This window comes from Massilibacteroides vaginae (genome assembly GCF_900178525.1).
In the GTDB taxonomy this organism is placed as follows: Bacteria; Bacteroidota; Bacteroidia; order Bacteroidales; family Tannerellaceae; genus Massilibacteroides; species Massilibacteroides vaginae.
Genome location: NZ_FXDJ01000009.1, coordinates 98231 through 123880 on the forward strand (window position 1 = coordinate 98231; position 25650 = coordinate 123880).

The following is a 25650-nucleotide window of genomic DNA, read 5'->3' on the forward strand; positions in this document are numbered from 1 at the left end:
ATATTTACTCTTTTTTAGTTTTCCTTTGATTTTGCGCTCGACAACATACCACAGGCGGCAAAAATATCTTCTCCTCTTGAAGCCCGGATTGTACAAACAAGTCCTTTAGCATTTAACATATCCCTGAATTGCTCCATTCTTTTCATGTCCGGACTTTTTAAGTCTACGTTAGGTATTGCATGAAAGCGTATTAAGTTGATCCGACAAGGAATATTTTTCAATAAGGTCGCTAAAGCATTCGCATGGCGTGGTGTGTCATTTAGGTCTTTAAACACAATATACTCAAACGAAACTCTACGCTGATGAGCGAAATCAATTTTACGTATCATTTCCAACACTTCATGAGAAGGAAAAGCCTTCTCCACAGGCATCAAAGAAAGTCTTTCATCCGGAAAAGGAGAATGAAGACTTACCGCAAGATGACAGTCACTTTCGTTCAAAAAACGTTCCAAACCCTTCGTTATGCCAATAGTAGAAACCGTTATACGTTTTGGACTCCAGGCATAACCGTAAGAAGCTGTTAATATCTCCAATACCTTGAACAATTCTGTCACATTGTCTAATGGTTCGCCCATTCCCATAAATACGAGGTTTGTCAAGGTGTCTGATTCAGGAATAGAACGAATCTGATTCATTATCTCATGGGATGTAAGATTTGCAGTAAAACCTTGCTTACCTGTCATGCAAAACAAACAATTCATTTTACATCCTACCTGAGACGACACACAAAGCGTAGCTCTATCTTCAGTAGGAATATACACCGTCTCGACAGAACGTCCTTTATCAACACCAAATAAGTATTTAACCGTACCGTCTATTGACTTTTGTTCATGAATAGGAATGCTCCCTCCTACTTCGTATAACTCCTCCAATTTAGACCTGTTCGCATTCGAGATGTTTGTCATATCTGAAATTGACGACACCTTCTTTTTATATAACCAATCCGCAAGTTGAGCGGCTGTATATGATGGCAGACTCAGTTCGGAAACCACTTTTTTAAGCTCATCAAGAGTCATGCCCAATAATTTCTTTTTCATTTCTATATCTCCTATTTTGACGAAGTAATGACGTACAAAGATAAAAAAACTGCCATACATTTCTGTACAGCAGTTTAATATACCAATGGTAAACAATAATCTTAATAGAAACGAATACGATTATCTTTAATTTCCGCATCGTTTATCAGCTCCTGAATGCTCAGATAACCTACCCGATAAGCACTTGCAGATTCTATTCCCTGAATAGATGCCTTCTCATCATATGGTGTTTCTGATTTTTCTCTGTTATAAACTTTAAATACATACACCCCATTCTGTCCGGCTACAGGAGCACTAAGTTCTCCTTCCTTAGCAGCAGCAACATAAGCGTTAAGTTTTGGTTCAAGTCCAATGCTGGCAATACGTTGTGTTCCAAAATTCACGAATTTCACAGAATCAACAGCACCACCCATTACACCTGCATAAGCATCCAACGAAGTAAGATTTTTAGAAGCTAAGTTTTGAACAATTTGTTCACCCTTCTTTTGTCTGATCAGTTCCGATCTTAACGAAGAAGAAACAGCCTGCAATGAACTATAGCCTTCTTTAATTTTACCCTGAACAACAGCTACAATAAATTTATTATCACATTCAAAAATCTCAGAAATCTTTCCTTTATCATTTTCAAAAGCCCAACGAATCACTGGACGAGTGTTTTGAATAAAACCGATCGTCTGATCCTGTGCTGTAACAGTAATATTGGATACAAGATTATATCCGGCATCTTTAGCCGCATTATCTAACTTATCAGCATTGTTGTTTTTTGCAACAAACTGATTCAGATCATTGTAAATATTACTATATGTTTTAGAGCTTGGAGACACATTCAAAGCAACATTAGCCAGTTTGTATTTTTCCACATTAGCAGTCTTTTCTGTTACTTTTACTAAGTGTGTACCATATAAGCTTTTCACAACGACTACATCATTCAATGGAGCAGAGAAAATAGCATTTTTAAACTCTTCGTTCAATCCATTAAGTGCGGCAATTTCAGTAAACCAACCTAATTCACCACCTTGTTCCGCTGTCTGATCAACTGAAAACTCTTTCGCTATTTCAGCAAAATCAGCACCACCTTTCAATACATTTTTCAAGCTATCCGCACGTGCAGAAATTACGGCATCAGTAGCACCCGCCAACATAATATGGCTCACTTTAACCGAGTCAGGAGCAACTGTTTTTGCGACTAATTTCATTAATCGATGCGTATCATTCTGGAATGTAGGAACCGAAACAGCTCCGATTTCAGAAGTTGTTACGAAAAGTTTAGCTTCAGCATCTAATGACGCATTACTAACGAAAGCATCTACGTAAGGAGTCTCAGAAGATTCATTTACAAGATCAGCTACATTGTCCGTAGCAATTAATTCTTCTCGGATTTTTTCTATTTCAGCTTTAGCTTTGTTGTAATCTTCCTGACTTGGCAGAATGTCTACTGATATATATTTTATCATACGTCCTTCAGCCTGTTTAAACTGATCTTTACGTTGTTCGTACAATTTCTTCAGGTCACTATCAGCTACAGTTATCGTTGAGTCCGGGATTGTTGAATAAGACTGCATTACATAAACAATATCAGAATTTTCAACCGATGAGTTATACGCATCCTGAGCATCCAACACATTTGCAGAAACAGCCTTACTTAACAATGTGCTGTATTTAGCTGTCAACGCCTGTTGTTTGATATTCTTTTCCCAGAACAACCAGAAATTTCTGGCTTGTAATAGTTGAGCTTGCTGATCCGCAGGATAAGAAGCTATATTATCATCGTTTATTGTTTTCAAAAAGTTTAACAAGGCAGCTTTATCAAACACGCCTGTTTCCGGATTGCGGAACATAGGCATTTGTTGAATCATAGGAGATACATTTTCACCTTGTATCAGATCAAATAATTCTTCCGGAGTTACTGTTAATCCTAACGCGGAAGTTGCATCATCAATAACGACTTCCTGTACCATTGCATCAAATACAGACTGACGAATCTGTGTCATAAGTTCTTCCGCAACGTTACTAGTACCCGTTTGCATCTTATACACCTCAGACATTTCGTCCACGCGCGCCTGATAATCGTGAATACTGATTACTTCTCCGTTAATTTCGGCAATTTTTTCCTGTGATTGTCTAAAAAAGGTTGATCCGGAATTTAAGAAGTCTCCAATAATGAAGGCGAACAAAGCCACTCCAACAACAGCAACCAAAAGTCCAGCTTTGTTTCTAATTTTTTCAAGCGTAGCCATTTAAATTATTTGTTTTTTAAAATTTATATTCTCCATTTTAAGGGCACGAAGATACAAAAAAAAGGATTTATTATATCTTTTATCGCATTTTTTTTAGTTTGGGGTCATCTCCAAAGGTGAAATAGGTATCGAATCGGCAGCGGTTGTGGTCGTATCCGGTTGAGTATCCTTCACCGGAAAAGAACCCTGCGAATTAAATACATTATATTTAGTCATACTCATATTCGACTCAAAGCCGATTCCGGTAATAATCTTATCTTCCTGTTCAACGCGGATATACTTATCCGAATAGGCCTTATCTGCTTTTTCATCCATAAAAAGTTGCTCCGTATTAAATTTCTCACCTTGCAAACTGAGGTATTCCACATTTCCAACCAGTTTCCAGAGCCCCTTCTTTGTGTAATAAAAAACCGTATCAGCCTTTATACTTGCGTCTTTATTCAACAGCGAATCAAAACGCTCTAAATAGCCTCCTTTAGGCAATAACCAATAAGGTTCTTCCGCTTTATCATAGCTATACCATTCTTCGGCTATAATCTTATAACGAATGATGCCGGAATCCGAAATAAGTTCAGTTATATCGGTAGTTTTCATTGTATACGTATTTTCCGGATCAAAAGCCACCTCTACAACATCCGTTTTCTCTTTTCCACAAGAAGCTACCAATAAAACAAGCATAACAACTACACAAAAAGTAGTTGTTATGCTCGACTTATGATTCGTTTTACTAAGAAAACGCATTATCTTTTTTTTAGAATATTATCTAACAATGGTACGTTCTCCGATCCAACCACCAATTGTTATTGCTTTTCCTTTTTCCAGGTCAGGATGCATAAACACATCTTCTGTTGATGGGAAGTGCGCACGATAAGCAGAAATCTGAGAAGAAGCTTCTTCCGCACAAGAAGGATCAACCTGTCTTGCTTTTTCAAACTTATCTACAGCAGCGAAATAAACAGTTTTCCGCAATACCGGATCATTCGGATATACAGAACTTGCTGTTGCAGCATACATTTTTCCAATCAGAATATAAGCATTACCATAATTAGCGTTAGACTCTAAAGCTTTCAAGCAATATTGTCTTGCTTTAGAATAGCTGTTCTGTTCAAAGCTCAACAAAGCGATCATATAATAATCGTCAGCTTTAGACATAGGATCCGTTTCTAATCTTGCCGCTTCTTCAAAGAAATCAACAGCAGTTGCATAATCTTTTTTCTTAACAGCTTGCTTACCTAAACCTACAGCAGATTCGGCAGTCGGTTCTTTAGCATGTGCGTAACCCGAAGCAGCAAAATAAGCTTCAATTTCCTGGCAACGTACTCTGCGAAGCAAAGAGATCGTTTCTTTCAAAAATTCAAGGTCATCTTTATTTTGTTCTACCTTATCACTATACAAGGTTTGTAACAATTCACAATCAGCTGCGCCACTTCCAGCGAAACTTTGATCGATACTACTCTTAAAGGTAGTTAGCGCGCCTACTTCTTTTTCATTATTTGCTGCTTTAGCCGCATTTAACTGAGCATCCAAGATAGAAGAAGCTTTTAAATAGTTCTCAACGAATTCGCCCTTCTTATCGTTATCAGCGATCAAACGTTGATGTGAAGCAAACATAAAAAGATTGACTGCCAATGGCTCTGTTTTTTCACCAAACTGATCAACAACTTCCTTCAACCAGCCATACAACATGTTATAGTCCGCCTTTTCACCTGCGTGTTTAACATAGTCCTGAGCTTTACGAGAAATGATCCAGTCTTTTCCATAACGATTATCATTACCGAAATATTTCACACGTTGATCATAAACGGCCATTAACTTATTCAGCAATTCTGTTTTTTTCGCAGGATCCTTTTCATTCAGAAGTTGCCATTCTACGATACGTACACCGTACAAATAAATATCTTTAGTTGCAGCGGGACATTCCTCATAAACAATTTTCCAAAATTCATACGCATCCTTGAAATTTCCAGCTTTAGCATACGGAGTAAACAAACTGATATTTGTTATACAACGAATACTATCCTCTCCTGAGCCAAATTGAGTCCCATTGTCGACTCCCTTTTGAGCAAAAGCACCAGATACCGATAAAAGTAATCCGGCTGCCAATAATACTACTTTCGTTTTCATATCTATATTTTGAGTTTTAATTTTCTTTTTATTTTAGTTTAAACTTAAAGAACCATTGTTCGTTAAATGTGTAATTAATCGTTACTCTGAAATACTGTTCTTCAACCATGGAACTTAACTCAGGTTTAATCTTCGCATATTCAAATGAAAGATTCAAGATCGAACGGTTATCAATCAACGGCAATCCAAATCCAATACTTGCGCCATACTCTTTATAGCCGGCTTTATCTACCCCGACTTCATTTGTATTCACCTGTTGATAAGAGTTTCCATAGTGAATACCGGCGCGATATCTTACACGTTTAAAAAAAGAACGCTCCATAAATCCCGGAATATACTCTACCCCTCCGGCTACACGATAACGATTATCAAAAACTCCTTTCTTGTCTTGAAAATAAGCCTTTTCCCATTCTTCATAAAGAACATCAAGACCTACTGTCAATTTATTCTGTTTTACATACGACAACCCAAATCCATAAGAATTGGGTAAATCAAAAGCCGAACTGGTCAACGTGTCTGCTGTTATCAACCCGGTAGTTCCCTGTCCTTCTCTGAATGTATTATAAACCTTTGTATTCAGCTTGTTTGACGGAGAAAATGCCAACCCTACTACTACATGCTCTGTTTTACTGAAAGGATGCGTATACTGAACACCAAAGTCAAGCTTTAAATCATTCACTCTGATCTCCTGCTTCTTTTCAATAGGCAAAGCTGACGTCGAAGACGGGAAAGTCAACAGACTGCTATGCGTAACTGTACCAAAAAGATAACCGGCATTAATACCGACTGAAAGACGCTTCTTCCATATATCCATAGACAAGCCAGCATAGATATCGTTTAATCCACCCTTGCCTGTAAATGTGTTAAGAGATGTTTCTCCTGCAATTTGTTCTATATGGTTAAAGTCATATCCAACATAAGAATAAGGCAAAACACCGGCACTAACCGCCAGTCTTTTAGTAATTGGAAATTGCATAGCAATATACTCCACATTACCGTTTTTATTCTTCTGCTTATTGACCCCGTCGTTATACCAGGACATCTGCCCTGAAACCCCAAAGTCAAAAAGAAATGTCATTGAATCAATGGCACTGTATGACGCCGGGTTCATCGGGTTAATTTGCTTTGAAGATCTTAGCCCAAAGCCAAGTCCTCCCATAGCTCGTCCTGCGCCAAACGATCTGTCTGCCAGCTCTCCATAACCATATCGAGTATAAGGAGAATTTGTACTATTCTGTGCAATTAAAGCTAATTGAGCAAACAAAAAGCAGGCTATTATAAATACCTTATTAATTTTCAACATTATACTCAAAGATTCTATTTAATCCTGTCAACACTAAATTAATGTCTGCAAAGATGGAATTTTTTAGTCGTCTTTCAAAATAATTTGAATGACCACTTGTTAAAAAAACCAAAAGAGAAAGGGATTTCTTTCCACATACCTTAATACAGCCATCCATTTCATACACAATACTATTCAGCACACTGGTCCTAATCGCACGCTCCGCATTAGTTCCAATAGCTGGAATTGCTTTTTTCTCTTCCGGCAACAATAGTTGACAGGTAAAGTTGTTAAGCTCATTATTCAATATTCGTATACACGGCAACTTTCGAAGAGGAAATTCCCTGTTCAATTATAAGATTCACTTATTCTCTCATTATTTAGGCTGCAAAGAAACAAAAAGAAAATGAATTACTTACTTCCAAATTACTTAAAAGTTCAATAGTCTGTTTAAAACAGGAACGAAAAACAGGAGTAGCCTACATTATATTAAAATACAAAGCGGTTAGGAAGGGCAAACCTAATCTGCAAATCAAAGATACTATTATTGCACCCAACAAATACATGATATAGTAATGTGGTATGAGCGAAATTCATTAACTTTGCCATTTCTTATTAAAAAATCGACACATCTATTTAAATAATACTAACGTGGCAGATACAAAGTACATCTTCGTTACAGGCGGTGTGGTTTCTTCTTTAGGGAAAGGAATTATTTCCGCATCCTTGGGTAAACTTCTTCAGTCCAGGGGGTATAAAGTTACGATTCAAAAATTCGATCCGTATATCAACATTGATCCGGGCACATTGAATCCTTATGAACATGGCGAATGCTATGTAACCGTTGACGGTCATGAAGCGGATTTGGACTTAGGCCATTACGAACGTTTTCTGAATGTTCAAACTACGCGAGCCAACAATATTACTACCGGACGCATATACCAAAGCGTAATTAACAAAGAACGTAAAGGTGATTACTTGGGAAAGACAGTACAGGTGATCCCTCACATCACCGACGAGATTAAAAGAAACGTAAAGCTTTTAGGTTCAAAATACAAATTTGATTTTGTTATTACAGAGATCGGAGGTACTGTAGGAGATATCGAGTCTTTACCTTTTATAGAAAGTGTGCGCCAGCTGAAATGGGAACTTGGTAAGAACTGTCTTTGCATACACCTTACTTATGTACCTTATATAGCTGCTGCAAAAGAATACAAAACAAAACCTACCCAGCATTCGGTTAAGCAATTACAGGAATTAGGGATACAACCGGATATTTTGGTTTTACGTACTGAGCGCGGATTGAAAAAAGACATTCTGCATAAAGTGGCTCTGTTTTGTAATGTTGCCGAAGACGCGGTAGTACAATCGATCGATGTTCCTACCATTTATGAAGTACCTTTAGTGCTTCAAAAGCAAAATATGGACATAACAGTCCTGAAAAAGATGGGGCTTGAAGTAGGTCCTACTCCGGAACTTACACAATGGAAGGCGTTTTTAGATAAAAAACATTCCGCGAAAGAAACTGTCAAGATCGGGTTGGTGGGAAAATATGTAGAGTTACAAGACGCCTACAAATCGATTGACGAATCATTATTGCAAGCGGCTATATATAATGACAGGATATTGGATCTTCATTTTATTCATTCTGAAAAACTATCAGATGAAAATGCAGCCGAACAACTTGCCGGCATGGACGGCGTATTAATCGCTCCGGGTTTTGGCACACGTGGTATTGATGGAAAATTTGCCGCTATTAAATATGCACGCGAGAACAACAAACCATGTCTGGGAATATGCTTAGGCATGCAATGTATGGTTATTGAATTTGCCCGCAATGTTTTAGGACTGAAAGATGCCAATTCTACCGAAATGGAACCCAACACACCATATAAGGTAATCGACATGATGGAAGAACAAAAAAACATAACGAACATGGGTGGTTCTATGCGTCTGGGAGCTTATGAATGTGTACTTAAAAAAGGCTCAAAAACTTTTCAGGCATACAAAAAAACACATATTGAGGAAAGACACAGACATCGTTTTGAGTTCAACAGCAGCTACAAAGCTCAGTTTGAAGAGAATGGCATGATGTGTACCGGAGAAAATCCTGAAACCAATTTGGTTGAAGTTGTAGAAATTCCTCAGTTAAACTGGTTTATCGGCGTGCAATTCCACCCGGAATACAGCAGCACCGTTGAAAACCCTAACCCATTGTTCGTAAGCTTTGTAAAAGCGGCAATCGAGAACAAATAAAAATCAGATAAATGGATAAAAACACAATTACCGGATTTGTATTAATAGGTATTCTGTTATTTGCGTTCAGTTGGTTTAATCAACCTTCTACTGAACAAATTGAAGCACAACGTAGATATAATGATTCTATAGCTAAGCTTGAGCAACAACTACAGGTTGAAGAGCAACAAAAAACGTTGGCATCAACCTTGCCGGCCGAAACCCTGGCGCTACCGGATTCCGCAAGAAACGCCAGACTGCAACAAACCTTCGGCGGTTTTGCAGAAGCAATGACCGGAGCGAATGAACAATTTTCATTAGAAAATGAATTGGTAGAGGTGAAGTTCAGTAGCAAGGGAGGAAATTTGTCTTATGCTCGTTTGAAGGAATACAAAACCTACGATTCATTGCCTTTAGCTCTTTTTGACGAAACACAAACAGCACTAAATATTGCGCTTATCACAGCGACTAATAAGGTTGTTAATTCATCAGATTTATACTTCACTCCCGTGCGCGGCAGCAATCCGAATAGCCTGACAATGCGACTGAATGCAGGGGATGGCGCTTACCTTGACTTTATTTACACGCTTCCGGCCAATGAGTACAGAATGGATTTTACGATTCAAGGTACCGACTTAAACGGAATTCTGGCACCAAACACAACGTCTTTTGACCTGACTTGGGAACAGAAAGCCCGCCAGTTGGAAAAAGGACGGAATTACGAAGACCGCTATACGGCGTTATATTATAAACTGATGTCGGGTGATGTGGACAATCTTAGCGAATCGGGAAATGATAATGAAAGTGTTTCCGAGCACCTGAAATGGATTGCTTACAAAAACAAATTCTTCTCAACCGTACTTATCGCGAAAGAAGGCTTCGGACCCTCTACACTCGATTCGAAAGCGGTTACGGATCCGGGCATTTTGATGAACTTTAAAACGGCAACATCTATCCCATTCGATTTACAAGGAAAAACGCCTACGGCTTTACAATATTATATAGGTCCTAACCTCTATGGGCTATTAAATTCGTACGACAAAGGTATCGCTTCGGATCAACAGTTAGATCTGGAACGACTTGTTCCGCTTGGCGCCAGTGTGTTCCGCGCGATCAACAAATACTTTATCATCCCTGTTTTTGATTTTCTGGGAAAATACATCAGTAGTTACGGACTTATTATTTTACTGTTAACGCTATTGGTTAAAACAATACTGTTCCCGTTGACGTATAAATCATATATGTCGTCAGCAAAAATGCGAGTATTGCGCCCACAGGTTGAAGAAATAAACGCAAAATATCCGGGACAAGAAAAAGCAATGGAGCGTCAGAAAGCAACGATGGAATTATATAGCCGCGCCGGAGCAAGTCCGATGAGTGGCTGTGTACCCATGCTACTTCAGATGCCTATACTTATTGCCCTGTTCATGTTCTTCCCATCGGCTATTGAGCTGCGCCATCAAAGTTTCTTATGGGCAAGCGACCTTTCCACTTACGATGCAATCATCAGTTGGGATGCGCAAATTCCGTTGGTATCCACTTACTTTGGCAATCACATCAGTTTATTCTGTATATTGATGGTAGCAGTCAATTTGATATACACCAAGTTCAACATGGAACTAAGCAATACCGGACAGCAACAAATGCCCGGCATGAAAGCGATGATGTATATGATGCCTTTAATGCTGTTGGTATTCTTTAACCAATTTGCGTCAGGGTTGAACTACTATTACTTTATTTCTACGTTAATTACTGTTGCACAAACCGTACTTTTCCGCTATACAATTAATGAAGAAAAATTGTTGGCAAAACTGGAAGAGAACAAAAAGAAGCCGATGAAGAAATCAGGTTTCATGAAGCGTTTAGAAGAAGCTCAAAAAGCACAGGAAGATCAATTACGCAAACAAAAAGATCAGCGCAAAAACCGGTAATTATTTTATCGGAATATAGCAATAGATTTAAAACGGGGGAGATCGTGTATTTCCCCCGTTTTTTTATTTTTTAAGTTAAAATTCAGGCTGATTTGCTCGTTTTTGAAGCCGCTCTTATATTCTTGATAATCAGAATATTAAATATAGCGAAAAACATAAAGGTTATTTTTCCGAAAATAAAGGATATATTAAAAAAAATAAAGGATATATTTTTATTTATATAGTAATGCAAAAAAAACACTTCTTTTTAGGCTGGAGATTGAATTGTTAATTTATTTCAGACCAACCGACAAATTACCGGAAAACCGAATTGATCTAATGTTTCATACTTTCAGTTAACAAAAAATACCCCTGAGCGCATAAAAAGAACCCCGCTGTGTGTTTTGAAACAAATCCTCCCCTTTTGTTTTACATTATCTATCCTACCATCAAAACACTTAATCCTAAATTTGCATAGGTATTGTTAACAGTTAATATTGTTTTTTATATGTATTAGCCTCTGATGATACATTACAAGTGTATATTTATTCAACTTAAATCAATTCTTTATGGAAGAAAAATGTCGTACATTTTCTTTGTGTAGGCTATCTCGTAGTTTTACACAAATGCTAATTGTTGCATCTTTTCTGCTTGCGCATAGCCTCACAGCCTTCGCGCAAACGGGTGTAAAAGTAAAAGGAGTGGTAACTTCGGAAGCAGACGGTTTTCCGTTAATCGGGGTAAACGTAGTGCAAAAAGGAACCGCGAATGGCACTGTAACAGATTTAGACGGGAATTTCGAATTAACCGTTCCCGCAAATGCCGAAGTAGATTTTTCATATATCGGCTACTTAAACCAAACGATTAGAACCACAGCCGGTCAAACAACCTACAATGTTGTTCTAAAAGAAGATTCTCAGGCATTAGACGAAGTTGTAGTGGTAGGTTATGGGGTTCAGAAGAAGAAACTCGTTACCGGAGCTACAGTACAGGTAAGTGGTGACAACCTTCAAAAACTGAGTACAACAAGTGCTTTATCGGCATTACAAAGTCAGACGCCGGGGGTAAACATCACACAAAGCTCCGGTCAACCGGGTGAAGGCTTTAAAGTTAACATTCGTGGTCTGGGTACCGTTGGAAATTCAGGACCGCTATATGTTGTTGATGGTGTAGCCGGAGGCGATATCAACAATTTAAACCCGTCTGATATTGAATCTATTGATGTGTTAAAAGATGCGGCTTCTGCTGCTATCTATGGTGCTCGCGCGGCTAACGGTGTTATTCTGGTAACCACCAAACAAGGTAAAGCCGGTAAAACAGTTCTTTCGTATGACGGATACTACGGTGTTCAGTACATGGCAAAGGCTGCAGACCTGTTGAATGCGAAAGAGTACATGGCCATGATGGATGAGACGCGTTTTAACGAGGGGAATGCCACTTACGATTGGGCCAACTTACTGCCAACCAACTTGTACAATTCGATTATGGACGGTAGCTGGCAAGGAACAAACTGGATTGAAGAGGCTTATAACAAAGCTGCTCCTACTCAAAATCACGCCATAAATCTTACCGGTGGAAATGATCAGTCTAAATTCTCTCTTGGTTTCTCTTATGCTTCTCAGGAGGGTATTTTAGGAAAGCCTGTTCAATCGGACTATGAGAGATATACGGCTCGTATAAATTCCGACCATGTATTATTGAAGGGGGATGGCTTTGATATTATTAAGATGGGCGAAACATTAAACTTCAATCACAACACAAAGTCGGGTATCGCGATCGGTAATATCTATTGGAACTCTGTTCACAACCTACTCATTGGCAACCCGCTACTGCCTGCATACAATGCTGATGGCGGTTTTTACGACTACAATAACAAGACTGCCGACGGATGGTTGTTTGACGGCAATACAGGGAACCCGCTTGCCGATATGGCACTATCCAACAAAGGGCTGAATGAGTCAAAAAACTATGGATTACAAACAAGTGCCTATATTGAAATACAACCCATCAAGCAGTTGATTCTTAAATCTCAATTCGGCTTTAAGATGAATGCTTCCAGGTATCGTTCCTATGACGGTATACGCCATTTGGCTAACAACCAGAATGTAACGCAAGACAACACGGTGCAAGGTGCGAGTTCTGGTCATAGCTGGACGTTAGATAACACACTTGCGTATAGCTTTACAATCAACGATCTGCATAATTTTGATGCGGTTATCGGACAATCTGTCGAAAAATGGGGTTTTGGAGCAGAGGTGGAAGCCAGTGGTAGAAACTCGATGTTTCCGGGATCGTTTGATTATTCCTGGATCGACAACACAAAACCGGCTGAACTTTCTCAGTTGGGAATTAAAGGAAAACCTTGGGACAATGGCGCTTTAGCATCTTTCTTTGGACGTGTAAATTATAACTATAAAGAAACCTACATGGCATCTGCCACAGTAAGAGCCGATGGTTCATCAAACTTTGCAAAAGGAAATCGTTGGGGATATTTCCCATCATTCTCCGCCGGTTGGGTTGTTACGAATGAAGCATTCATGGAAGACACACGGAATTGGTTAGATTTCTTTAAGGTGCGTGCCAGCTGGGGACAAAACGGTAACGCGGATATAAACAACTTCCAATACCTTTCTACTTTTGCATTTGATGTTAAAAACGGCTATTATTTCTCTACCGACAAAACAACACAAACGGTTGGTGGATATGCTGATATTTTAGCGAATCCGGATGTTACCTGGGAAACTTCTGAACAGTTGAATATTGGTTTTGACTCTCGTTTCCTGAATTCTCGCTTAGGCATTGTGTTTGACTGGTATAAGAAAACAACAAAAGACTGGCTCGTTGCGGCACCTATCCCTGCTGTTTGGGGATTAAACGCACCCTATGTAAACGGTGGAGATATTGAAAACACAGGGGTTGAACTTGCGCTGAACTGGAACGACAACATTGCCGACTTTACATACGGCGCAACGGTAAACTTCGCCTATAATAAGAACGAAGTAACACGTATTGCGAATACCGAAAAAATCATTCATGGCGCAGCCAATGTACTTAGTCAGACTACTTCTGAAATGTATCGTGCTGAAGAAGGATACCCTATTGGTTACTTCTATGGTTACAAAACGGCAGGAGTGTTCCAAAACTGGGAACAAGTGAATAACACAACCGCAAAATACGCCGGTGCTCGTCCGGGTGATTTGATTTTCGTCGATACCAACAATGATGGTGTAATAACGGAAACAGACCGTACACAAATTGGAGATCCTAATCCGGATTTCACATTAGGGTTAAACCTGAATTTCGGATACAAAGGGTTTGATCTGAATATTACAGGAACAGGTGCTTTCGGACATCAGATTGCAAAATCGTATCGCTCTTTCGCCGACTCTCCTCTTCACAACTACACCACTTCAATTTTTGATCGTTGGACGGGTGAAGGTAGTTCAAACAAATTGCCCCGACTTACTTCCGGTAGTCATACAAACTGGCAAAACATTTCGGATATCTATATTGAAGATGGCGATTACCTGAGAATACAAAACCTTACCATAGGCTATGACTTCAAGAAATTATTCCCAAAGATGCCTCTTGGACAAGCACGTTTGTATGTTACGGCACAAAACCTATTCACATTCACGGGTTATTCCGGTATGGATCCTGAAATCGGATACGGTGGCGATGTTAATGATGGTGACGGTAAATGGGCAAAAGGTATTGACGTAGGGTTTTATCCTGCTCCAAGAACCTATTTAGTTGGTGTTAATCTTAAATTTTAAAAGAGAGTAAACATGAAAAAGATATTATATTTTACGGTAGCCGCTTTTTTATTGGTAGGTTGTGAAGATTTTCTTGATACGGAAAGCTACACAAAAAAGAATACGGAGAACTACCCGAAAACAGAGAAAGACGCCATTGAAATGGTTACCGGTGTATACGCAACGATGAATAATGTGACAAAAAACGTCCAAAATTCATATTTCTATGTAGCCGAATTAGCTTCAGACGATCGCTTTGGTGGTGGTGGTGAGAACGACAAAAACATGCAAGTGCTCGACCATTTACTGTACACGGATATTGATCGTTTTCAAACGTTCTGGTCTGATCGCTACTCCGGAATCAACCGCGCGAACATGGCTTTGGCTAATTTAGATAAAGTAGAAAATGAAGAGTTAAGAAATCAACTCATGGGAGAAGTATTGATTCTTCGCGCATTCTTCTACAACGAACTGATTGAAATGTTTGGCAATATACCTTTGATCACGGGAGTTCCTTCTTCTGTTGACGAAGCAATCATTTATCCGGCTCAGTCTCCTACCGATGACATTTATGGTTTTATGGCGGCAGATTTAAAAAGAGCGATTGAAATAATGCCTTCAAAACCTTGGAAGCAAACGGTTTCCGGCTCAGAGCATCTAACAAAATGGGCTGCTGAAGCCTTGTTGGCTCGGATATATTTATTCTATACCGGTTTTTATGGAAAAGACGCGCTTCCTTTAATGAATGAAGAAGGTAGTCTTAGCGGCAGTATTGCAAAAGCAGAAGTAGTTGCTGGTTTGGAAGATTGTATTGCAAACAGCGGATTCGAACTGTTAAGTGATTTCCGCAGTTTGTGGCCATACTCCAACTCGTTGACTAAAAAGGATTATCCATTCGCGCAAGATGCTCCTTCTTGGGTAAAGGACGGTGAAAATCCTGAACAGGTTTTCTCAATTAAATTCTCTCACATGGCAGACTGGAACATCAGACACAATGGATACTCTAACCAGTATATGTTGCATTTCGCGATCCGTGACGGAGGTGCTGATGCTGATCGTTATAAAAAAATATTCCCATTGGGATATGGTTGGGGAGCCGGTCCTGTTAGTCCGAAACTCTGGGCTGAATGGAAAGCAGCAGAACCTACAGATATGCGTCGTGAGGCTTCTATCTTAGATGTAACAACAACAGATGGTTATGTATATGGAGAAGACAAACAAATGGAAGAATCCGGTTTGTGGCAAAAGAAAATTGTAGCGACAAGAGCTGCTAAGAATTACAATTCCGACGGATCAATGAATCAGTTATTCTGGAGTTTCTCTTCTTCTTCCGAATTTTTCGGTGATGGCGAGGGAGATGATCAACAGCTTAGCCATGAAGTAGACTTGAATATAATTCGCTTTGCCGATGTGTTGTTAATGCATTCGGAATTAACGCAAACAGCAGACGGAATGAATCGCGTACGTGAAAGAGCCGGATTACCCGCAGTCACTTATTCCGAAAAGGCGCTTCGCAACGAACGTCGCTGGGAGTTGGCTTTCGAAGGAACAAGATGGAGCGACATCAGAAGATGGGGAATCGCTAAAGAAGCTTTGGCAAAACAGTTAGGCTCTACAATTTGGAATCGTGGCATTCAAACAACCATGAAAGAACAAGGCGCCGGTTATGCAACACGTTATGAAGCAACAAAAGGGTTTATGCCTATTCCACAAATAGAAATAGACCTGTCTGACGGTGTGTTGAAACAAAATCCGGGATGGGATGCTTCTGCATTGTTTGTAAGCTGGAATGAATAGTATTCAGTTAAATTTAAAATTCAAAGAATAGTATGAATAAAAAAATATTATATTCCGTATTAGGATTGGCTACACTAACGATCGCATGCGATCCGGTGGAAGACAGAAAAACATTGACCGGTGCATTAACAGCGGATCAGATCCAGATTTCTGCTGTTCCACAGGTTGTTGATGGGAAAAGCTCAAACTATATTGATTTAAACAGTGATGGAGTGGGTGTACTTTCTTCATGGGACTATGGTAGTGGCGTTACAGTAAGTACAAAAACAACTGTTCAGGTTGTGCTAAAAGGTGAAAATGAGATAAAGTTCACAGGGCGTAATCATGATGGAACAACAATTGAAAAAATATTAAAAGTTCAGGTTGACACATTAATTAATGTGCCTGCGGAATGGGGATATCTTTGTGGTTCCGGCGAAAAAACCTGGGTATGGGACAATACTCAGGCCGACGAAAAAGTTTGGGGTAATGGAGGTTATAAAGGAAATGTTTCTCCGGGTTGGTGGACTGTATCTATCGACGACTTAGATGAACAAGCTGCAGGAGAAGGACGAGGTTCCAGCATGACTTTTGCTATTTCCGGGTCTAAATTAACAATGAACAAATCTGATGGGTCTAACCAATCCGGCACTTTTGCTTTCGACATGACACAACAAACACTTGACGACGGTGGTGCAGTTTGGGGAAAAGGTAAGTTAAGCACAAAATCAATCAGTGTTTTATGTGGTATAGCGCCAAACGAAGGCAATGCCCGTGTAATGGAATACGACATTCTAACATTAGATGATGATAAAATGGTTTTAGCACGCCCTGAACCGGGTGCCGGTTCTTGGGGAACTGCTTGGTTCTGGATGTTTAAGGCTGAATAAGTAGCATAATTCTGCATATAAGAAAGAAAGGCGAATCACTTTGACTCGCCTTTCTTTTTCCAATATATTTGCACTCTTTAATTAATTGACTAAAATGAACAAATGGCTATATGGGCTTCTCTGCTGCTGCCTCTTTTCTTGTCAGACAAAGCAAGCATCCTATACAATCGCAGGAACAGTCTCCGGCAATGACTATGAGAACGAAGTTGTGTATCTGGTACCATTAGAGGGAGCCACGGTTGAAAATGTAGACTCAACCTATATAAGGGATGGCGAATTCCGTTTTTCGGGAAAGATCGATACCCCTTCTATCTATATCATTCGTACAAGACCTATCGTGAGGCTTAAGTTAGAAGAAGTTTTAGTTGTTGTAGAGCCCGGTGAAATACAGGTAAAGTTGGAATCAACAAGTAGCACCGCAGGAACAATACTAAATAATGCATTACAGGAATGGAAAGAGCGAAAAAGTTCCTATGAACTGAAAAGAAATCACCTCTCCTCTTTGCTCAACCAAACAGACAAGCCCGAGATTATCAAAAATGAAATTTCGACTATAGATTCTGACTTTTCTAAATATAATTATAGCTTTGTAAAAGAAAATAAAAAAAACATTGTTGGTAGTTTTGTGTTCAAAATGACACGCGCTCTCCTAAGCTCTGAACAAATAGTTGACTTGGAAGAACTTTAAAACGACATAAAATAGTGATAAGACAAGGAAATGAAATACAAATCGGCAGTTTGACAAGAATGACATTCGTACTTTCTTTGGGGGTACTTTGCTTCTTGTTTTTTTACTTTATGCAACCTTATCATTTACTCTATGAAGAACAAATGCAATTATTTTTGTTCTCATCCGACTATTTCTTGTCTTACCTCAGCAAACCGGGTGGGTTAGCTTGTTACGCAGGAGACTTTCTTACTCAGTTTTATTGTATTAAAGGTGCAGGAGCTGTTATTATTACCCTAACCTTAGGAGTAGAACTCCTTTTGCTTTTATGTATATTTACTCGAATCGGAAAACGGGAAAACGGATTGTATGCAGTTATACCGGTTCTTATTGAATGGCATTTACATTTAAGTCTAAATTACCGATTGTCTTCTTCCGTGGCATTCATCTTTGCACTTGGTCTTTTTCTACTTTATACCTTGATCAATAAACAGAACGTCGCCGGAGTGTTCAGTCTGGTAATAACGCCTGTATTGTACATCTTGATAGGTGGTCATTTTTTGACTTTCGCCATTTTAGTTATCATATTTGATATTACCCGCCGCCGATTATCTTCATTTCCCTATTGGTTATTATTAATAGGTGGATGCATACTATGCCCTCTATTGCTGCGTGAACACTATTTACTAACAATCGAACAAGCATTCTTCTATCCCACAGACAGGATCAGTTACTTTCTTCCTACTCTCTCACTAATCTTTCTGCTTATAGGGTATATTATTTCATTACAAAAACGATCATTCCGTTATCAATACAATGAAGTAACCATATTGTTTATTATTGCTTTAGGACTTACTATTTATGTATTTATTCATACTGATCAAAACAAAGAAAAACTGCTGACGTTGGATTCCGAAACTTATTTCAACAACTGGGAAAAAGTTTCAACTAAGGCAGAATCGTTTCAAATGCAAAATCCGGCAACTACTTATTTTACCAATCTGGCATGGATGAAGCAAGGTTTACTTGCTGACAAACTGCTATCTACCTATCAGCCATTTACGAATGGGATGTTTATTCCAGTTGGTCCACGCAGTACGCCTCTTGAAATATTATTCAGCGGAGAAGTGTATTTCCAGCTGGGAGATATGAATATGGCACAGCACGCAACTATGCTGGCTATGATTTTCTCACCTCAACACAGAAGTTCCCGTCTGATTAAAAGATTAACTGAGATCAATCTGATTATCGGTGATACGGCCGCGGTAGACAAATATCTACGGATATTAGACAAAACATTATTTTATTCGGATTACGCGACAGGCATACGGAAGATAATGCAAGAAGGAGATGAAAATCCATGGTTGGCAGAAAGACGTGCGTCTATAGCAACTTATGATACACTGCGAATGGCTTCGAATGTGGAGGCATCGCTCACTATGCTTATTAAAAGCAACCCCCAAAACAAAGCCGCATTGGATTATTTGTTATGCTATCATTTACTGGATAAAAATATATCCGGTTTTATTTCTGTTTATGACAAATGGTACAAAAACAGCGAATACGATCTTCCAAAGCTTTACGCTGAAGGACTCCTCATCGCTTTAGCTCAACAAAAGGCATCCCCAAAAGTATTGGAAAGCTACAAAATACCGAACGAACTGACAACGGATTTTCTGGCTTATACTAAACGCTATCAGGAAGCAGGAGGAGACGGAACTGAATTACAGGATCAATATGCAAAGTCTTATTGGTTCTATTATCATTATGCTCAAATGAAAGAACAATGAATAAGTTGATAACATATCTCATCTTGGTGGTTTCATTTTGTTCTGCCTGCAACCGCCCTACAAACGTCAGAAAAACGGACAGCCTGCCTCCTATTTATCCGGACTATACCAATATTACGATTCCGGTTAATATTGCACCACTTAACTTTCTGTTGAGAGAAGGCATTACAAGCTCAGAGATATCTGTTCAGGGAACTCACCTGTCATTCACCCTATACCAGAATGAAAAAGTACAGTTCTCCATGAAACGATGGAAACACTTCCTCGAATCCGAAGTGGGCAATAAAGTAACGGTTCAGATAACGGCTAAGTCAAATGGAGAGTGGATCAGTTACGCACCGTTCTATTGGACTATTGTTCCCGAAAAAATAGACCCTTATCTGAGTTATCGTCTGATTGAGCCGGGGTATGAAGTCTGGAACACAATACAACTCTGTGAACGAAATGTCGAAACATTTAGAGAACGGGTATTGGCCGATAATAATCTGACTGATGGAACATGTATGAACTGCCACATTTACGGCAATCAGGATGCTTCATTGTCGATGTTCCATCTACGGGGTAGCAACGGAGGCACTATACTAAATCGAAATGGCGAACTACGAAAGATAAACACGAAAGCTGACGGACAAATATCTCCGGCTATTTACGGCAACTTCCATCCTTCGGGCAAATACGCGGTATTCTCAACCAACACAATCATACCTGAGTTTCATGCTTACCGGAATGAGCGTTTGGAAGTATACGACACCGAGTCCGATCTAATTGTTCTTGATCTCGAATCAAACAAAGTATTCTCGTCTCCCTTATTATCGGGCAAAGAGAATCTGGAAACGTTTCCTGTTTTTTCTGCTGATGGGAAAACGCTTTATTTTTGTTCGGCTCCGGCAGTTGCATTACCGGATAGCATTCAGACATTAAAGTATAATTTATGCAGTATTGCATTTCATGAAACTAATGGTAGTTTTGGAACACAAATTGATACGTTATTTCATGCCTTGGAACATAATAAATCCGCTTGCCATCCAAAAACCTCTCCCGACGGACGGTATCTGCTATTTACAATCGCGGATTATGGAACTTTCCCGATCTGGCATCAGGAAACGGATTTACAAATGATTGATCTTCATACAGGTCGTTTAGATTCATTAGCGATTGTAAACTCTGATCGATCGGACACTTATCACTCTTGGTCGTCAAACAGCCGTTGGTTTGTATTTGCAAGCAAACGAGATGATGGGTTGTATGGCAAACCTTATTTTTCGTATGTCGACAAACAAGGAACAGTGCATAAACCCTTCGTGCTTCCACAGCGCGACCCTACGAAATATGATGATATGCTGAAGTCGTTCAACATCCCGGAGTTGTCAAAAGGACAGGTTCCTTTTGGCGCGGGAGATATTGAGAAAATTCACAAAAACGTTCCTGCCGAATCGGTTTCTAATCGCTAAATAAATTGTTCCGTAACACAGCCAGTCGGTTGTCGTTTACTTTCCTTTCAATCCGAAATGTAGTTGGGCAAAGCGGATGTAATTCTGCCAGTCGATATCCGTCACATCGTGTTTACCCGGACGGATATGATAGCCTATGCGATTCATGATCGGCCGGTTGAGATCGGGCATTTCTGTTGTTTGCAATCCTTTATAGCCATAAAGCTCATAAACAGGACCGGCAAGTACGCCGGCAAGGAATTCGCCTTTAGGATCAGCCCATCGATCTTCTTTGGCACTGGCAATATAAACCGGACGTGGAGCTACCAAGGCAATCAGTTCGTGCTGATCGAAGGGCAGTTTGTCTTCCTGGTCTGCATATTGCTCTGCAGCTTTACACAGCCAATGCGGAAAAGAAGTCGTCATGATACGAAACGTTTCGCCGTATCTTCTTTTAGAAATAGCCGCTCCTCCACATCCTGAGTTATTAGATATAACTATTGCAAAACGCTCATCCTGCACTCCGGCCCAAAGACTTGCTTTCCCTTGCCTTGAATGCCCCATCAACGCAACCTGTTCAGCATTTATTTTTTCTTCTTGCTCCAGATAGTCCATAATCCGACTTAATCCCCAGGCCCATCCGCCTATGGCTTGCCATGCTTCGGAGTTGTCTTTTGTTTGCCGATAATCGCTAAATAAACGCAGGATACTTTCGTCTTTCAGCTCTGCTTTGTCGGGGAAAATATCGTGATAGCACATTGTCGCTACACCGAATCCGGCATCAATAATCATCTCTACCGGCCATCTATCTTTTTGAAAGCCACGAGCCATAGACGGGTCGTCGGTACTCTTAACAAACTTCAAGCCGGGTGATACTAAGATATTTTCATCCGTATCCAGACTTTGATTGCCCATAAAGTTATAAGATAAAAACACGGGCACTTTACCCTTTATCGCATTAGGCAGATACAAAAGAAGGATTGCTTCTGTTTCTTTTCCGTTTTTACTAAAGCGCAGACCGATTTGTTTGCAGGTAGCCTTACCGGCAAGCGCATCCGTTTTTTCATCGAGCAAACGATAATCTACCGGAATAGATTCATTTGGAGTAACACCGTACATCTGTGTTGAAAACAAACGTAGTATTTCCGGACGGCGCACGGTTTCCCATTGCCCGGTTGTTGTTACAGCCTCCCCATTCTCGCAGATAAGCGGATCGGGCAATGTATAAACAGGAACTTTTGTTTCGTCGTAATTCTCACCTCTGGATTGTGCCTGAGCAACATATCCGAGTAGCAATAGTGTGGTTATAAGAAGTAGTTTTTTCATAATAATAATCCATCTTTTGTTTTATCTGTGGGTATTCATAAACTCCAGCGCTTTCTCCATATCTTCCGGCGTATCTATTCCGATTGTTTCCTGATGAGTAATACCGGCTTTGATACGATAGCCATTTTCCAGCCAGCGAAGTTGCTCCAGGCTTTCGGCAAGTTCAAGAGGTGATTGCGGCAAACGCGTGATCTCACGTAAAACATCCGCCCGGTAAGCGTACAGACCGATATGTTTATAATAGGTATAATTACGAAGCCATTCCGCATGTTCTTTTCCACGTGTGTATGGAATTACAGAACGACTGAAGTACATCGCTTCGTTATGCTTGTTCAACACAACCTTCGGAGAATTAGGATTAAATAAGGTGGATTCAAAATCGCCATCCGGAGCAAAAGGTTTTACTAAAGTAGCGATTTCAACCTGCCCGTCTGTAAAGCAGGATTTCAACGTTTCTATCTGGGAAGGATGAATAAAGGGCTCATCACCTTGGATGTTGACTATTACCTCGTATCCCGTTCCGGTTTTAGTATAGGCCTCATAACAACGGTCGGTTCCGCTTTTATGATCGGCAGAGGTCATTACAACCTGTCCGCCAAATGCTTTAACCGCAGACTCGATACGCGCATCGTCGGTCGCTACATAAACAGCATCCAACAGTCCCTGCACTTGTTCATAAACACGCTGTATCATTGTTTTGCCGTTCATATCCGCTAAGGGCTTACCCGGAAAACGCGTTGATGCGTAGCGGGCGGGAATAATTCCGATAAACCTTATTCTATCCATCTCTGTTATTGTATTTGGAAAATAAATTCTAACATCTTATGAGGCTGTATCAAAAAGCATGGCGCACCATCCTTTTTTTAACCAACCCCATGCTATTGGCAAAGTTAGCTATTTATTTTATTTTTGTCTGACTAATAATCGTCAATATGAAGAAGCATCCGATTGAAATATTGATTGAACAAGGTGAGCATCAACAGCTTGATTTCAAATTTGAAGTGAGCGACAGCAAAAAGATAGCCCGAACGCTAAGTGCTTTTGCCAACACAGATGGAGGGCGTTTGTTGATTGGCGTAAAAGACAATGGAGCGATTGCCGGAGTTCGTAGCGAAGAAGAATACTACATGATTGAAGCGGCTTCGCAATTATATACGAAACCCGAAGTAGCATTTACCGCGCAAAGATGGGAGGTCGGTGGAAAAACCGTTCTTGAAGTACATATCCCCCCGGCAAAAAACGGTCCCTATATGGCGCCGGACAAACAAGATGAATTTAAGGCTTATATTCGGGTAGACGACGAGAATATCCTGGCAAACGACGTACTTGTTCTTGCCTGGGAAAAACAGAAACGAACTAAAGGAACTTTACTGAAACTAACAAAGCCCGTAGAACGGTTATTCCATTATTTAGATAACCATCCTTATATTAATGCAAATCAGTTTTGCCGTATCGGACGAATTAATTATTACACGGCAAAACATATCCTGAGCGACCTGCTCGCAATTAACAGTCTGCAATACGTGGTTGTTGACAAAAGGATCGCCTACAAACGAATTGCCTGAACGTAAACCTGCGCGTTTTCAAAGCGAACTACTTTTACAGGTGTTCCTTTTTCAATGTAATTCTGTATGGACACCCCATCATAGAGCTCTCCCTCAATCAATACCTTACCGGATGGTCGCAATACGGTAGCGGCTGTTCCTTCTTTTCCGACCAAAGAGGTTAGCACAGGACCGGACACAGCTTCTTCCAGATCTGTTACCAATGCCACCTTGCGGAATATTCCTTTATGCCCGATCCGGTTGGACAGCCAGATCATCAACGCAAAACCAAAACCAAGCCCCATAAGCACTGTCAACGACGCCCTACCCGCTTCCATGCTGCTTACATTGTCAAAATTAAAATTCGTATTATTAAGCAAAGCCATTGTTAACCCACCGATTATAAGAACTATCCCGGAAATACCGGCAACCCCAAAACCCGGAATAACAAACACCTCGACCAGCATGAGGAGGATGCCGACTATGAAAATAAGGATTTCCCAATTTGCGGCCAATCCCTCGATATACAAGGGCGCAAAATAAAAAACAGCAGCAATAACAGATGCCGCCGAAGGAAAACCAATACCGGGTGTCTGCATCTCAAAATAAATACCACCTATAATAATGATGATGAGTAGCGATTGAGCTAAAGGATTCATCAAAAGACCTTTCAAATTATCCACCCACGATGGCTCATAACTTCTGATCTCATAAGTGTCATATCCCATATATTTCGTTATCACCTCATCCACTGATTCGGCAATACCCTCACAATATCCCCACTGCACAGCCTCGTCTGCCGTAAAAGTCAATATCTTACCGCTGTCTACCACATGAGGGATTTTGGTTCGTTCGTCTACCATAGCCTCTGCTATCTTAGGATCCCGTTTCCACTTATAAATGGTATCGCCTCCCTGAACAATCGTGTCCTTGCCGTGCGCCTCAGCCGTTGAGCGTATCATCGAGCGCATATAAGACTGGTATTTATCAGGCATCGCCTCGCCGGTTTGATTCACCACGGTAGCCGCCCCGATATTTGCCCCTTTCCGCATATAAATATTTTTGGCTGCGATAGAGATCAGTGCTCCGGCAGAAGCCGCGTTGTTATCGATAAAAACCGATACCGGTATGGGAGAATATAAAATCGCCGTGCGCATAGAGTCGGCGGCATCCACCAATCCACCATACGTATTCATGTGAATTAATATGGCATCAGCCCCCAACAATTGGGCTTCCGAAAGCCCTTTTGACAGGTAAATTCGCGTTCTGTTATCAATTTCATTTTTAATATCGATCTTATAAACTATCGCTTTATCCAGAGCCAAGGACTGATGGGCGTTTAAGAGGAAAAGTACCCCAAAAACAACGAAAAACAACAAACGAGATATTTTATTCATACACAACATTTTACATATTCATTGACAAATACAATCACGATATAGATAGTTTTTATGAGCTACAAATCGTAATCGAGCTAACCAACTGATAATAAACACAAAACAACAAACAATTGCAACAAAAACTTCACCAGCATAAACCTGTCCGAAAATTTGTTATTTTCAATAAGAATTAGTATGTTTGTGATACTAACAGTTCCGGCTAAAACTTTATTTTAGAATTAGAAGTTTATACATTTAACAAATTACG

At 40.0% G+C, this 25650-nt stretch carries 18 protein-coding genes; 9 read left to right on the forward strand and 9 right to left on the reverse strand.

Annotated elements, in window-relative coordinates; all coding sequences use genetic code 11:
* Positions 1 to 14: 14 nt before the first annotated feature.
* From rlmN to B9Y81_RS08915, 6 genes are all read right to left on the reverse strand, one after another.
* Positions 15 to 1037 (reverse strand): dual-specificity RNA methyltransferase RlmN, encoded by a 1023-nt coding sequence (gene rlmN, locus B9Y81_RS08890; RefSeq protein WP_085536668.1) that lies wholly within the window; start codon positions 1035 to 1037, stop codon positions 15 to 17.
* Positions 1038 to 1138: 101 nt separating this feature from the next.
* Positions 1139 to 3274: a peptidylprolyl isomerase gene (locus tag B9Y81_RS08895; protein ID WP_085536669.1), complete on the reverse strand. Its 2136-nt coding sequence runs from the start codon at positions 3272 to 3274 to the stop codon at positions 1139 to 1141.
* Positions 3275 to 3367: 93 nt separating this feature from the next.
* Positions 3368 to 4015 carry an LPS export ABC transporter periplasmic protein LptC gene (gene lptC / locus B9Y81_RS08900; protein WP_085536670.1) on the reverse strand — a complete coding sequence of 216 codons (648 nt, stop codon included), beginning with the start codon at positions 4013 to 4015 and terminating at the stop codon, positions 3368 to 3370.
* Between the two features lie 18 nt (positions 4016 to 4033).
* On the reverse strand, positions 4034 to 5398 hold the full coding sequence (locus B9Y81_RS08905; RefSeq protein WP_085536671.1) for a tetratricopeptide repeat protein: 1365 nt from the start codon (positions 5396 to 5398) through the stop codon (positions 4034 to 4036).
* Positions 5399 to 5426: 28 nt separating this feature from the next.
* Positions 5427 to 6701, reverse strand: coding sequence for a BamG family beta-barrel-assembly machinery protein (locus B9Y81_RS08910; RefSeq protein ID WP_085536672.1), 1275 nt, complete (start codon positions 6699 to 6701; stop codon positions 5427 to 5429).
* Positions 6688 to 6987 carry an acetate and sugar kinases/Hsc70/actin family protein gene (locus B9Y81_RS08915; RefSeq protein WP_176221471.1) on the reverse strand — a complete coding sequence of 100 codons (300 nt, stop codon included), beginning with the start codon at positions 6985 to 6987 and terminating at the stop codon, positions 6688 to 6690. The genes B9Y81_RS08910 and B9Y81_RS08915 overlap by 14 nt, the downstream gene beginning before the upstream one ends.
* Before the next feature lie 344 nt (positions 6988 to 7331).
* Here B9Y81_RS08915 and B9Y81_RS08920 point away from each other — a divergent pair, with 344 nt between their 5' ends.
* From B9Y81_RS08920 to B9Y81_RS08955, 8 genes are all read left to right on the forward strand, one after another.
* A complete protein-coding gene (locus B9Y81_RS08920) occupies positions 7332 to 8936 on the forward strand; it encodes a CTP synthase (protein ID WP_085536674.1) in 1605 nt (534 codons plus the stop codon).
* Between the two features lie 11 nt (positions 8937 to 8947).
* Positions 8948 to 10846, forward strand: coding sequence for a membrane protein insertase YidC (gene yidC / locus B9Y81_RS08925; protein ID WP_085536675.1), 1899 nt, complete (start codon positions 8948 to 8950; stop codon positions 10844 to 10846).
* A gap of 548 nt (positions 10847 to 11394) precedes the next feature.
* Positions 11395 to 14601 carry a SusC/RagA family TonB-linked outer membrane protein gene (locus B9Y81_RS08930; protein WP_095996270.1) on the forward strand — a complete coding sequence of 1069 codons (3207 nt, stop codon included), beginning with the start codon at positions 11395 to 11397 and terminating at the stop codon, positions 14599 to 14601.
* A 12-nt stretch (positions 14602 to 14613) separates the two neighbouring features.
* On the forward strand, positions 14614 to 16377 hold the full coding sequence (locus tag B9Y81_RS08935; protein WP_085536677.1) for a RagB/SusD family nutrient uptake outer membrane protein: 1764 nt from the start codon (positions 14614 to 14616) through the stop codon (positions 16375 to 16377).
* Positions 16378 to 16409: 32 nt separating this feature from the next.
* On the forward strand, positions 16410 to 17246 hold the full coding sequence (locus tag B9Y81_RS08940; protein ID WP_085536678.1) for a hypothetical protein: 837 nt from the start codon (positions 16410 to 16412) through the stop codon (positions 17244 to 17246).
* Positions 17247 to 17340: 94 nt separating this feature from the next.
* Positions 17341 to 17934 carry a DUF4369 domain-containing protein gene (locus B9Y81_RS08945; protein WP_085536679.1) on the forward strand — a complete coding sequence of 198 codons (594 nt, stop codon included), beginning with the start codon at positions 17341 to 17343 and terminating at the stop codon, positions 17932 to 17934.
* A gap of 14 nt (positions 17935 to 17948) precedes the next feature.
* Positions 17949 to 19703, forward strand: coding sequence for a DUF6057 family protein (locus B9Y81_RS08950; protein ID WP_139822909.1), 1755 nt, complete (start codon positions 17949 to 17951; stop codon positions 19701 to 19703).
* Entirely contained in the window at positions 19700 to 21154 is a 1455-nt protein-coding gene (locus tag B9Y81_RS08955) for a TolB family protein (RefSeq protein WP_085536681.1), read from the forward strand. Before B9Y81_RS08950 ends, B9Y81_RS08955 begins: the two co-directional genes overlap by 4 nt.
* A 36-nt stretch (positions 21155 to 21190) precedes the next feature.
* On the opposite strand, the gene B9Y81_RS08960 is transcribed toward B9Y81_RS08955, so the two are convergent.
* Positions 21191 to 22459 (reverse strand): glucuronyl esterase domain-containing protein, encoded by a 1269-nt coding sequence (locus B9Y81_RS08960; protein ID WP_085536682.1) that lies wholly within the window; start codon positions 22457 to 22459, stop codon positions 21191 to 21193.
* A gap of 21 nt (positions 22460 to 22480) precedes the next feature.
* Complete coding sequence (gene kdsB / locus B9Y81_RS08965) at positions 22481 to 23236, reverse strand: 3-deoxy-manno-octulosonate cytidylyltransferase (RefSeq protein WP_085537733.1); 756 nt, start codon at positions 23234 to 23236, stop codon at positions 22481 to 22483.
* Between the two features lie 155 nt (positions 23237 to 23391).
* Here kdsB and B9Y81_RS08970 point away from each other — a divergent pair, with 155 nt between their 5' ends.
* Positions 23392 to 24024 (forward strand): AlbA family DNA-binding domain-containing protein, encoded by a 633-nt coding sequence (locus B9Y81_RS08970; protein ID WP_085536683.1) that lies wholly within the window; start codon positions 23392 to 23394, stop codon positions 24022 to 24024.
* On the opposite strand, the gene B9Y81_RS08975 is transcribed toward B9Y81_RS08970, so the two are convergent.
* Positions 24006 to 25391 carry an NfeD family protein gene (locus B9Y81_RS08975; protein WP_394335445.1) on the reverse strand — a complete coding sequence of 462 codons (1386 nt, stop codon included), beginning with the start codon at positions 25389 to 25391 and terminating at the stop codon, positions 24006 to 24008. The genes B9Y81_RS08970 and B9Y81_RS08975 overlap by 19 nt on opposite strands.
* Between the last annotated feature and the right edge of the window lie 259 nt (positions 25392 to 25650).